The organism is Bacteroides sp. f07, assembly GCF_042854785.1.
Classification (GTDB): domain Bacteria; phylum Bacteroidota; class Bacteroidia; order Bacteroidales; family Bacteroidaceae; genus Bacteroides.
In genome coordinates this window covers 534,071-546,868 of sequence record NZ_BAABXI010000003.1, presented here as the reverse complement: position 1 = coordinate 546,868, position 12,798 = coordinate 534,071, and the positions used below count along the sequence as shown (strand labels likewise).

At 44.4% G+C, this 12,798-nt stretch carries 6 protein-coding genes and 2 tRNA genes; 6 read left to right on the top strand and 2 right to left on the bottom strand.

Features of this window, described 5'->3' with window-relative positions:
* The first annotated feature begins 1 nt into the window (after position 1).
* From ACGHVY_RS22135 to ACGHVY_RS22115, 5 genes are all read left to right on the top strand, one after another.
* Positions 2-3,430 (top strand): hypothetical protein, encoded by a 3,429-nt coding sequence (locus tag ACGHVY_RS22135; protein WP_390601600.1) that lies wholly within the window; start codon positions 2-4, stop codon positions 3,428-3,430.
* A 2-nt stretch (positions 3,431-3,432) separates the two neighbouring features.
* The gene (locus ACGHVY_RS22130) at positions 3,433-5,478 is read left to right on the top strand and encodes a GDSL-type esterase/lipase family protein (protein WP_390601598.1); all 2,046 of its coding nucleotides are present in this window, start codon (positions 3,433-3,435) and stop codon (positions 5,476-5,478) included.
* Positions 5,479-5,494: 16 nt separating this feature from the next.
* A complete protein-coding gene (locus tag ACGHVY_RS22125) occupies positions 5,495-7,990 on the top strand; it encodes a glycoside hydrolase family 3 C-terminal domain-containing protein (RefSeq protein ID WP_390601596.1) in 2,496 nt (831 codons plus the stop codon).
* Between the two features lie 67 nt (positions 7,991-8,057).
* Positions 8,058-10,316 (top strand): FAD-dependent oxidoreductase, encoded by a 2,259-nt coding sequence (locus ACGHVY_RS22120; RefSeq protein ID WP_390601594.1) that lies wholly within the window; start codon positions 8,058-8,060, stop codon positions 10,314-10,316.
* Positions 10,317-10,424: 108 nt separating this feature from the next.
* Positions 10,425-11,450, top strand: a complete 1,026-nt coding sequence (locus tag ACGHVY_RS22115) for a GntR family transcriptional regulator (protein WP_390601592.1) — start codon at positions 10,425-10,427, stop codon at positions 11,448-11,450.
* A gap of 61 nt (positions 11,451-11,511) precedes the next feature.
* Here ACGHVY_RS22115 and ACGHVY_RS22110 read toward each other — a convergent pair.
* Together ACGHVY_RS22110 and ACGHVY_RS22105 are read right to left on the bottom strand one after the other, a co-directional pair.
* Positions 11,512-11,585, bottom strand: a tRNA-Asn gene (locus ACGHVY_RS22110).
* A 28-nt stretch (positions 11,586-11,613) separates the two neighbouring features.
* Positions 11,614-11,687: transfer RNA gene (locus tag ACGHVY_RS22105), tRNA-Asn, on the bottom strand.
* Between the two features lie 77 nt (positions 11,688-11,764).
* Between ACGHVY_RS22105 and ACGHVY_RS22100 the strand changes: the two genes are divergently transcribed.
* A complete protein-coding gene (locus ACGHVY_RS22100) occupies positions 11,765-12,754 on the top strand; it encodes an adenosine kinase (RefSeq protein WP_308747322.1) in 990 nt (329 codons plus the stop codon).
* Positions 12,755-12,798: the final 44 nt, after the last annotated feature.

The following is a 12,798-nucleotide window of genomic DNA, read 5'->3' as shown; positions in this document are numbered from 1 at the left end:
TATGGACATAAATTACCGGATAATAAAGAACTTTGTTTGCACCCTTCTTTTTGTGATCGTAGGACTAGACACGTATGCACAGAAAGATAAATATTTGATTGAAGCTGAGGCTTTTCAGTTCAAAGGAAAATGGTCAGCGGATAGATCGGCCGATTGTATGGGCAGTGCCATGCTTCGTTTGAACGGTGGTGGAAGTCTTGATGAACAGTTTGATGCGCTTACGGTCGTCAATATAATGGAAGAAGGGGACTATAACGTATGGGTAAGGTCGGCGGATTATGAGAAATTGCCGGGGACGCGCTTGTTCCGTTTGAGTGTGGATGAGAAACCGATGAAAGAATCGGGGAAACACGGTAAGGTCGGATTTTATTGGGAAAATGTGGGCAATGTGCAGTTGAAAAGAAAAAAAGTGCTATTGCGCTTGCATGATACGAAAAAGAACTTCGGCCGGTGTGATGCGATTCTATTGGTGAAAGATCATTCTGTCAATCCCAATGAGATGGATAGGAAGGAGATTGGAAAGTGGAGAAAAAATCCCGTTAAGGTAGAAACGAAAGGAGCGGGTTTCGACAATGTGTCTACTCCGCTTTTATTGTCGCCTGATGCGGAAATGGTGGCTAATATAGAGAATCCGGATATCCGGTTGAGTTTTGTAAAAGCCGGAGCGAATAACCAGGCGATTGCCTGCCGGACGGAAATCAAGGTGAAGGGAATCTGGCGCCGTTTCCTGTCTACTATGGAAGATCATAAGGTGTTTCTTATCACTGCGGAGCAAAGTCCGGTGGATAATGATAAATTCTTTCCTTCCTGGAAGAATGCGGTATCGAAAAGGACATTTACCGTAGGGGGGAAAGAATACACGGTGCAGTCTGACGAGGATTATCTGAATCCTTATGTGGCGGGAGTTCTTAGCGAGGCCATTCCGGTGAAAGCGGTGAACAAGGATAATAAGACTATTGAAGTACAGTATATCACGAAGAACGGCTCTACCGTCACGGGTTACTGGACGCTGCCCGCCAAAGGAAATCATATCGAGGTGAGGTTGTCCTGTCGTCCGGCTACAGACGGAATGTACAGTATGGGGCTTTCAGCTTTCCAGCCTGTGCCTCAGCCGAATATGAGCAACCTGCTTCTTCCGCCGATGTTTCAGTATAAGCGTGTTTCTTCACATCCGGTGATGATGCTTTCTTCGATGATGCAACAACCGTTGGCTATTGCTGAATCTACCACGCCTTTGGGCGGAGTGATGTCGTCATTTATATGCGGAGACGATACGACTTTCCCGCAGGAATGGGGAAGTGTGGATTTCTCTCCGATGGGATTCTCCGTCAAGAATGAACAGAATGTAGTTCAGCCGGTGGCTTTTGCTCCCGTGATGGGGATGAAGGACTCCCGCGTGAAGGCAGGGCAGGTGATTGAGCGTAAGTTTGTGGTGGGCATACTTCCGACGGGCTGGAATGAGGCGGTGGAATATATTTCGGAGCAAGTATATAAGGTGAAAGATTACAGAAAACAAAAGGATGTATCACTGACTGAAGCAATGTTCAATATACTGGATTTGATGCGTAACGAAGAGTATGGCGGTTGGGATGCAGGTCTTAAAGGGTTCTATGATATTGAAGGAGATCCGGAAACGGCTCCGACGGTAGTGCACGCTGCTCCTTTGGCTATTGTCGCTGCTTCTGTTTTCTCGGAAGATGAAGAGTTTTATCTGTCACGCTCTTTGCCGACAATAGAATATACATTGTCCCGGAGCGGATACAGATGGGCTACGGACTTGGTGCCGGGCGGATATAACAAAACGCTTGAGACACTCCGGCTCAATCCTTTTCATTCGCAGTTCAACACTTCTTATTACGAAGGCTTGCATCGTCTTTTGGGAGGGTTGAACCCGTGGCTGACTTCCATCGCCTTGCCGGGTGATACCTTGAGGAAAACAAAGGGATATTCTACGCAGGTTCTCTCGTGGGTGCAGGCAATATCTGCTTATAACCTTACCGGAGATGAGAAATGGAAACGGATGGCTACTTCTACGGCCGACCGGTATATAGACTTGCAGATATACAGGAACTCATCCCAACCGGTAGGTCTGATGTCTTTTTATAATACGAATGTGTATGCTCCGTGGTGGGATCTGATTGATCTGTATGAGTTGACAAAAGAAGAGAAATATCTGAAAGCGGCACAATACGGCGCTTCTAATACGATTGCGGGTATCAGAAGTTACCCTGTGGTAAATGAAGGTCCGCAGACGATTCATCCGGGAAACCGTTTTGATGGAAATACAAACCTGTGGTGGAAAGGGAAAGAGAAATTCCGCCTGGGATTCCCCCGCGTGGCGAATGATGCACAGGAGAAGCAAGTGCCGGAATGGCTTGTTTCGCCGGTCGGACTGGGGTTTGAACAGCCTTCGACTTATTTCCTGCGGACAAAGGGGAAACAAGTGCGTCCGGTCTTTATGAGCAACTGGGCTCCTCATCTGCTTCGTCTCTTTCAATATACTCGTAAGCCTATTTATGAGACTTATGCCCGGAATGGAGTCATCGGGCGATTTACAAATTATCCGGGATATTATGCCACCGGATATACGGACATTACCCTGTCGCCGGATTTTCCTTATAAGGGACCGGATGTAAGCTCTATCTATTACCATCATATTCCGCCCCATTTGGCATTTACGTGGGATTATCTGGTGTCTGAGGCGATAGAACGTTCCAGGGGGAATATCTATTTCCCATCCTGCAAGCAGGAAGGCTTTGTCTGGTTTACAAACCGTATCTACGGAAATGAGAAAGGGAAGATATTTGGAGACAGCAAGGCGAAACTCTGGACAAAGAAAGGATTGGTTCAAGTGGATAATCCGACAGTAAACTATCTGACTGCGGTTTCCGATAAATATTTCTGGGTGATTCTGTCCGGTGAGTCCGAACAGGAAGAATCATTGACTGTCCGTTTGGACGCGGTTGCCGGATTAGTAGGTCAGGGTGATATTGTACAATATACGGAGAAGGGGAAAACGGCAAAGATAAGCAGGACTGGAAATACGGTTAAGGTTTCTGTTCCGGGAAAAGGTTTCAGGGCTTTGGCGTTTCCTTTGGCCGAACCTCGCAAAGAGACCCGTTATCCTGTATTGAAGAATGGAATGGAGGTGGTTGATATGGGAGAACCTTTCGGTAAGGTGTTCTTATTCCGTATCCGTTCTCCGTTCGGATGGGATTCTGTGTATGGATTCGCTGAAACTGCACCGGCTAAGGATAGAGAAATGTCCGTTGCGGTGGAATGTAACGGACAAGCTTGCACGGTTGCTTCTTATCCGTTCGAATGGAGTTTTTATAAATTGAAGATGGACGAGAAGGCCGTTGTCAAAGTAACGGTGAAATCGAAAGGACAGACAGATAAAACGAAGGAAATAATACTTAATTCAAAATGAAGATGATAAAAATACGACAACTGGGAACTGTTCTTGCAGGAATGGCGCTAATGACCGTACTTCCCTGCGCTTATGGACAGAGCCGGGCTGATTTGGACAAGATTGCCGCTTCGCAGGGAGGAGCTTCGCCTTTGGTGTACACAACGGCGGATAAGGAAATTCCATTGATACAACCTGGTGGTTATTATAATGAAAAAGAATGTACAGTAAGAAAGGGACTTCCCAATTTCTATTCAAAAATAAAGAAAGGACAGGAAGTCACAGTTGCCTTTATCGGTGGAAGCATTACACAAGGAGAATATTGCTATCGTTTGCAAACCACCCGGTATATGGAAAATGCTTTTTCCAATGCCCGTTTTAAGTGGATTAATGCTGGGGTGTCCGGTACGGGGACGGATTTGGGCGCTTTCCGGATTCGTGAACAGGTGTTGCAATACAAGCCGGATCTCATTTTTATTGAATTTGCAGTAAACGGTGGTTATCCGGATGGCATGGAAGGGATGATCCGAAAGATTATAAAAGAGAATCCTCATACGGATATTTGTTTGATTTATACGGTTTATACGAACCAGATTACTACTTATCAGAAAGGGGATATTCCGCAGGTGATTAAGGGACTGGAAGACATAGCCGCACATTATCAACTCCCTTCCATTCATTTGGGAATGGAGGCGGCAACACTCGAAAAGGCGGGTAAGCTGCTTTGGAAAGGTAATAAAGAGGTGGCTGCCGGGAAGATTCTGTTTTCTAATGACGGGATTCATCCTGTCGCTGAGGGAGGAAATTTGTATGCATCCGCCATTGCCCGCGGATTAGAGAAGATACGGAAGGGAAATGGTGCTTTGCAGGCACATAGGCTTCCGGAACCGTTAATCGGTTCGGAATGGGAAGAAGCCGAAATGTATATTCCTTCACAGATTGCTTCTTTTGACAGGTCATGGAAAGAAGTGAATACGTCAGAGAACCCTTCTTTAAAGAAATTTGCCGGATGGTTTGATACAGTGATGACCGGCAGTAAGGAAGGGGCATCGTTTTCCTTTGGCTTTGAGGGGGATATGCTCGGATTGTTTGATATTGGCGGTCCGGAGGTAGGACAGGTGGAAGTTCTGGTTGACGGAAAATTTGTTCAGTTGAAAGAGGTGGGTACTAAAGGTTTTCATCTGTATGAAGCGAATGACCGTATCGGGAATTATACGTTGAATCGTTTTAATTCCTGGTGTAACAATCGCTATCGCGGACAATATGACGTGATTAAGTTAGATAAAGGTGTTCATCAGGTGACTGTCCGGATTTCTTCGGAGAAGGCTGACAAGAAAAAAATACTCGGCAGTAAGCAATGGGAGGATATAACGGCACATCCCGAAAAGTATGACCAGTCCGTAATCTATTTGGGCAGGATACTTTTGCGTGGCAAGCCTGTTCCGTGTGAACGCGTAAAGGGAGTGCCTAAACTGGCACAACAACTGAAGTGGGATCAGAAGATGAGGCGTTATGAGAAAGCGGATTCCGTCAATCCGCCGGCAAAGGACTTGATCCTTTTTGTGGGTAGCTCGACGATGGAGAACTGGAAATCCCTGGCGGATGATTTTCCCGGGAAGCCGGTACTTAACCGGGGTGTTTCCGGCACGAAGACGATAGATTTGATTAATTATAAAGACCGCCTGATAAGCCCTTATCAACCTAAGCAGATTTTTGTTTACGAAGGGGACAATGATATTGGCTACAAATGGACTCCAGACGAAATACTGGCTCAGATCAAGAGGCTATTCTTTATTCTCCGGAAGGAAAAGCCGGAAGCGGAGCTTGTCTTTATCTCTATCAAACCGTCTGTACGGAGATTGAAGGATAAGGAAAGGATAGAGCAGACAAATGCCTTGATAAAAGAATTTGTGGAGCAACAAACGAATGCTGCCTACGCTGATATATATACCCCGATGTTTACAGCGGACGGAGAATTGTTTCCGGAGCATTATCGGGAAGATGGGCTACATCTGACTGCCGAAGGGTACGCTGTGTGGAAAAAGGTTATCTCCAAATATATTAAATAACAAATAGTAAAATAGAATGATGAAGCATTTAGTGATCGTTGGAATTTTAAGTTGTTTTTCTATGAGCGGCTTTGCTCAGATATACAAAGATAAGACAGCTTCTGTGGAGGACAGGACGAATGATTTGCTCCACCGCATGACATTGGAAGAAAAACTAGATTATATAGGAGGTTATAAAGGCTTTTATATAAGGGGAATCGAACGTCTGGGCGTTCCCGAAATAAAACTGACGGACGGGCCTGTCGGTACGCATAAAGACGGTAAGTCGACAGCTTATCCGGCAGGGGGGCTGACTGCTTCGACCTGGAACAGGGAACTGGCATATGAATTAGGAAAACAATTGGGAAGAGACTCAAGGGCGCGTGGCGTACATATATTATTAGGTCCCGGTGTGAATATTCTTCGTTCTCCTTTGTGTGGAAGAAACTTTGAGTATTTTACGGAAGACCCGTACCTGAACTCTCAGGTGGCAATAGGTTATGTCAAAGGATTGCAGGATCAGAGGGTAGTGGCTACTCTGAAACATTATGCTGCAAACAACCAGGAATGGGATCGCAACAATGTAAGTAGTGACATTGACGAGCGGGTGTTGCATGAAATTTATCTGCCCGTATATAAGGCTGCCATTCAGGAAGCGGGTGCGGGCGCCGTTATGGATAGCTATAACCCGGTGAATGGGGTTCATGCCACGCAGAATGATTATTTGAATAATCAAGTGTTGAGAAAACAATGGGGATTTGATGGAATTGTAATGAGTGACTGGTCGGCTACGTATGACGCTGTCGGTGCGGCCAATGGTGGTCTGGACTTGGAGATGCCGCGTGGAAAGTGGATGAATAAGGAGAATCTGATTCCTGCGATAAAAGCCGGGAAAGTGAAGGAAGCAACTATTGATGAGAAAGTGAAGAGAATCCTGAGAGTTATGTTCCGGTTCGGCTTTTTTGATAATGAGCAATTGGATAGTTCTATTCCATATAATAACCCGGAAGCGGCAAAAGTGGCATTGGAACTGGCTAGAGAAGGCGTTGTATTATTGAAGAATGAGAATGGGCTACTTCCGTTGAACCCTTCAAAAGTGAAGTCGGTTGCCGTGATTGGCCCCAATGCGAACTCTTATATATCGGGAGGTGGGAGTTCTTATACATTCCCGTTCCATTCTGTTTCGGTATTGGAGGGGTTGAAGAATGTCGGACAGGATCTTCAGATTTCTTATGCGCCCGGCGTGCCTACTTTGACAGAAACGGTTGCCAATGCAGTTTTTTACACAGAAGCGGGAAGCCGGACTAAAGGACTAAAGGCCGAATATTTTGATAATATCCGTTTGAAGGGCACACCGGCAAAAACTGTGATAGACACGATTGTCAATATTGGCAATGGCTGGCATATTGCTGCCGAGAATAAAGGTATTCCGTATGACCACTGTTCCATGCGTTGGAGTGGAGTTGTACGTCCGGAGAAAAGCGCTGATTATCGGTTCATAGTCAGAGGGTTCGACGGGTTCCGTTTGAAAGTCGGTACGGAAATGGTGATTAATGAGTGGAGAGACCAGGGGATAACAACTCGTGAGGTTGTATTGGCGATGGAAGCCGGTAAGGAATATCCTGTTGTTCTTGAATATTTTGCTAATGTGCATCCTGTTGATATTTCTTTCGGATGGAGAGAGGATAAGCTACTCTTTGATGAGGCTGTGGAAATTGCCGGAAAGTCCGATGTGGCTATTGTGAATATAGGATTTAATGAGAGCAGTGAACGTGAAAGTAATGACCGGCCTTTCGAGTTGCCTGAGTATCAGGATAGTTTAGTGCAGTGTATCACTGCTGCCAATCCGAATACGGTTGTGCTGCTGAATGCCGGCGGGAATGTGGATATGTCGAAATGGATAGATAAGGTTCCTTCCTTGTTGCATCTGTGGTATGCCGGTCAGGAAGGCGGGACGGCTGTTGCTGAAATCCTGTTCGGGAAAGTGAATCCCAGTGGAAAGTTACCCGTCTCTTTTGAAAAGAAATGGGAGGATAATCCGGCTTATCCATACTACTATGATGCGGATGGTGATAAACGGGTAGAGTATAAAGAGGGACTTTTCATGGGTTATAGGCATTACGATGTCAGTGATACGAAACCTCAATTTGCGTTCGGTTATGGATTGTCTTATACCACGTTCAAATACTCTGACTTACGTGTAAACAGGGAGAAAGGCAAAGACTTGCTGGTTAAGGTCAGGTTTACTGTAAAGAATACAGGGAAATATGACGGCTCGGAAACGGCCCAGGTATATGTTCGCCCTATCCATCCGAAAGTCGAAAGACCTTATAAGGAGCTTAAAGGGTTTGCCAAGCATTTTATCAGAAAAAACACCGGGCAGGAAATGGAAATAACTTTGGACAAGGCTGCTTTCTCCTATTACAAGACGGAATTGAAAGACTTTGATTATGATGCGGGAAGTTATGAAATACTTGTTGGAAGTGCGTCCGATGACATCCGGTTACGTAAGGTAATAAAGATAGAAAAGTAGGTTTAGAGCTAAAATAGAAGTAAAATTAATTAGATACGAGAAGATGGTACTTGATAAGTTTAATAGTGTGAGAATATTTAAGACAGATACGATTCAGGCTGATTTTGTAATAGTAGGCGGAGGTATTTCAGGGGTTTGTGCTGCCATAACCGCGGCTCGGCAAGGCTTGAAAGTGGTGCTTATACAAGATCGTCCGGTACTGGGAGGAAATGGTTCCAGCGAGATAAGGCTGTGGATGCTCGGAGCAACTTCTCACATGGGAAATAATAATCGCTGGGCACGTGAAGGTGGTGTGATAGATGAGATTATGGTGGAGAATACGTTCCGCAACCCGGAAGGCAATCCGATAATCTTTGATTCTGTCATGCTTGACAAGGTGGTGAGCGAACCAAATATAACTTTATTGCTGAATACCTGCGTGTATGAGGTGAAAAAGAGTTCCAGCCATAAAATAGAAAGTGTCCGGGGATTCTGTAGCCAGAACAGCACCATGTACGAAGTGTCTGCTCCTTTGTTTTGTGATGCTTCCGGTGACGGTGTTGTCGGTTTCCTTTCCGGGGCTCCTTATCGCATGGGAGCGGAGAGCAGAGAGGAGTTTGGCGAAAAGTTTGCGCCGGCCGAGGATTATGGCGAGCTTTTGGGGCACAGCCTGTACTTCTATACAAAGGATACCGGTCATCCGGTGAAATATGTGGCTCCTTCTTATGCGATGGATGTGACGAAGACTGTTCCGCGGTTCCGTAGTTTCAATGCAAAGGAACATGGCTGTAAACTATGGTGGGTTGAATACGGAGGCGACTTGGACACAGTGCATGATACGGAGCAAATTAAGTGGGAACTGTGGAAAGTTATTTATGGTGCTTGGGATTATATCAAGAACTCGGGCAGATATCCGGAAGCGGAGACTATGACACTGGAGTGGGTAGGCTGTATTCCTGGAAAGCGGGAGAGCAGAAGGTTTGAAGGCGACTATATGCTGGTTCAGCAGGATGTCATAGAGCAAAGACATCATGAGGATGCGGTTTCCTATGGTGGATGGAGTATTGATTTGCATCCGGCAGCCGGTGTGTTCGGAGAAGAGTCGGCCTGTAACCAGTGGCACTCGAAAGGGGTATATCAGATTCCTTATCGTTGTCTTTACAGCAGGGGCATTGACAATCTTTTCCTTGCCGGAAGAATCATAAGTACATCACACGTCGCTTTCGGCTCGACCCGTGTGATGGCTACTTCTGCGCACAGTGCACAGGCTGTTGCGATGGCTGCGGCTATTTGTCTGAAAGAGAATATCTCTCCGAGGGAAGTCTATTCTTTGGGAAGAGTGCCTGAATTGCAGGCAAAATTATCAAGAATGGGTCAATATATCCCTGATATGGCTATAAAAGATGAGGAGAATCTGGTAGCGAAAGCCACTTTGTCTGCATCCAGTGAATATCGTTTTAAGGGTTTTCCGGCTGATGGCGGGATGCAGGTTTTGGATGAGTCTGTTGCTCAAATGATACCTTTACATAAAGGGGATGTGTTGGGAATGGTGAAAGTTGGACTTGCTGTTTCCGAAGTGACAGAGTTGGAAGTAGAGCTTCGTGTAAGCAGCAAACCGTTCAATCATACTCCGGATGTTACTTTGGAAGCGAAGACAGTCTCCTTGTGCCAAGGCAGGCAACAGTTGGAGCTGACTTTTGAAGCCGTGATACCGGAAGAACAGTATGCTTTCCTTGTTTTCAAGAAAAATCCTCTGGTGCAATTGCAATATACTCAGGAAAGGATAACCGGAGTTTTGTCTGTGTTTAACACCATTAATGAGGCTGTATCCAATTTTGGGAAGCAGACTCCTAAAGAAGATATCGGCATTGAGGAATTTGAGTTCTGGTGTCCGAAGCGCAGACCCGGAGGGCATAATATCGCTGTCCAGTTGGAAAAGGACTGCCATATTTTTTCTGTTTCAAATATTAATAATGGCATTGACCGTCCGGTTCAGTCGCCGAATGCCTGGGTTGCAGAGTTGGATGACCCTGCTCCGGCTTTGACCATCAAATGGGACTCGGCTGTACATATCGGAAAGATGTCTCTCTTTTTTGATACGGATTTTGACCAGCCGATGGAAACGGTTCAGATGACGCATCCGGAGAATAAGATGCCTTTCTGTGTGGAGAAATATAAAATATACGATGGAGAGAACCGGTTGATTTATGAGAAAACAGACAACCATCAGTCGATAAATGAGTTTGTATTTCCGGAGAAATTGGTGACCGATGAGATTAAAATTGTGTTGGAGCATCCTTCAGAAATGATTCCGGCAGCTTTGTTTGCGGTGAAGTGCTATGAATAGTTCAAGATATTTTGAATGAGATATTAATATGATTTTGTCTATTCAATCGTTTGCTTTATCATGGTATTTAAGTATATTTGCTAAATATTTATTTAAGTCTTGGTAGTAATGCAGAACCAGAATCTTGATGTAACAGAACAGAAGAAACCCGCTTCACGGATGAAGTACCTTCAATTAGTGGATTATATTAATTCACTGATTGAAGACGGGACTCTTCAGATAGGTGACCAGATACCTTCATTGAACCAATTACAGACACAATTGCACATGAGTAAGGAGACTTTGTTGAAGGGGCTGAACTACTTATTGGAGATGGGAGTCATCGAAGCGATTTACAGGAAGGGGTATTTTGTGAAAAAAATATCTATAAATCATTCTTATCATGTGTTTTTGTTATTGGATAAGATGAACGTGATGCGTGAACAGATTTATCGCTCTATTTTCAATGCTTTGAAAGATGTAGGGGATATTGATATTTACTTTCATCATCATAACTATAAGGTTTTTGAAAAGCTTATCAAGGAGAATCTGGGTAATTATACACATTATATTATAGCTACTTTCCTGAAAGAAGATGTGACGGATGTCTTGAACCAGATTCCGGCGGAGAAGAGAATAATCATAGATTATAATCAGCAGGGATTGAGTGGTAACTACAGTTGCATCTATCAGGATTATGGCTATGATATTTATTGCAGTCTTCTGCAATTGCAGGATAGATTGAAGAATTATGAGAAACTGATTCTGATAGCACGTCCGGAAGCGATTCATGCGCAGCAGGTCATTGATGGTTTTCTGCGTTATTGCGTCAAGAGCGAACTTCCTTATTCCATAGAATCGAATGTGGAAGAGAAGAATTTCCGTAAGGGGAATGCTTATATTACGTTTAGCCGGTATGATACGGACGATGTGGCACTGATTAAGTTGGCAAAGAAGAATGGCTATGAATTGGGCAAAGAAATAGGTTTGATTTCTTATAATGATACCGCCGTGAAGGAGATATTAGAAGGGGGAATCACTGTTATCTCCACAGATTTTGAGATGATGGGGGAAACGGCTGCATCTGTAATCCTGGACAGAAACACAATCTATAAGCGTAATCCGACGAAGGTGATTATACGTAATTCTCTTTAATAAGATACTTCATAAATGATACCAAATAAAAAAGCCACCCTCTTAGGTGGCTTCTTTTTTGCTCTTCCTCTTGGACTTGAACCAAGGACCCTCTGATTAACAGTCAGATGCTCTAACCGACTGAGCTAAGGAAGAATGTTTGCAACTGAGATTTTGAACTTTGCTCTTCCTCTTGGACTTGAACCAAGGACCCTCTGATTAACAGTCAGATGCTCTAACCGACTGAGCTAAGGAAGAATGTTTTTCTCAATTGCGATGCAAAAGTAGTAGGTTTTTTTGAAATATGCAATATCTTTGCAAAAAAAATATTAGAAATGGACAAAATAATAGGATTGGGCAACGCACTGGTAGACGTACTTGCAACCCTAAAGGATGATACGCTCCTGGATGAAATGGGATTACCTAAAGGAAGCATGCAACTCATTGATGACGCTAAGTTACAGCAGATTAACACGCAATTTTCGCAGATGAAAACCCATCTGGCAACGGGCGGATCGGCAGCAAATGCCATCCTTGGAATGGCTTGTTTGGGGGCTGGAACCGGTTTTGTAGGAAAAGTGGGAAATGACCATTATGGAGAATTCTTTCGCAAAAATCTTCAGAAAAATAATATTGAAGACAAATTATTGCTCTCGGAACTGTTGCCTTCCGGAGTCGCATCCACTTTTATCTCACCGGACGGGGAACGTACTTTCGGAACTTATCTGGGAGCGGCCGCTTCTTTGAAAGCAGAAGAACTGACTCTCGATATGTTTAAAGGCTATGCGTACCTGTTTATAGAAGGATACTTGGTTCAGGACCACGAAATGATTCTCCATGCCATTGAACTGGCGAAAGAAGCGGGGTTGCAGATTTGCCTTGACATGGCAAGCTATAATATTGTGGCGAACGACCTGGAATTTTTCTCCTTATTAATAAATAAGTATGTAGATATTGTTTTTGCGAATGAGGAAGAGGCGAAAGCATTTACGGGTAAAGAGGCGGAAGAGGCTTTGGGGATTATAGCCAAGAAATGCAGCATCGCTATCGTAAAAGTGGGTGCAAACGGCTCTTATATCCGTAAGGGTACGGAAGAGATTAAAGTTTCCGCTATCCCGGTAGAGAAAGTGGTAGATACCACCGGTGCAGGGGACTATTTTGCTTCCGGTTTCTTATACGGTTTGACGTGTGGCTATTCATTGGAAAAGTGTGCTAAAATAGGTTCTATTCTCTCGGGAAATGTTATCCAGGTAATCGGAACGACAATGTCAGAAGAACGTTGGGATGAAATTAAGTTAAATATAAACAGGATTTTGGCGGAATAATCAGGGATTGAGTTACTTTTACAACTCATTTATATGGAAAGAGG

Excerpts from the sequence above, each read along its gene's own strand:
- ACGHVY_RS22125 (WP_390601596.1), top strand. The coding sequence starts at position 5,495 with ATGATGAAGCATTTAGTGATCGTTGGAATTTTAAGTTGTTTTTCTATG.
- ACGHVY_RS22115 (WP_390601592.1), top strand. The coding sequence starts at position 10,425 with ATGCAGAACCAGAATCTTGATGTAACAGAACAGAAGAAACCCGCTTCA.
- ACGHVY_RS22135 (WP_390601600.1), top strand. The coding sequence starts at position 2 with ATGGACATAAATTACCGGATAATAAAGAACTTTGTTTGCACCCTTCTT.
- ACGHVY_RS22100 (WP_308747322.1), top strand. The coding sequence starts at position 11,765 with ATGGACAAAATAATAGGATTGGGCAACGCACTGGTAGACGTACTTGCA.
- ACGHVY_RS22130 (WP_390601598.1), top strand. The coding sequence starts at position 3,433 with ATGATAAAAATACGACAACTGGGAACTGTTCTTGCAGGAATGGCGCTA.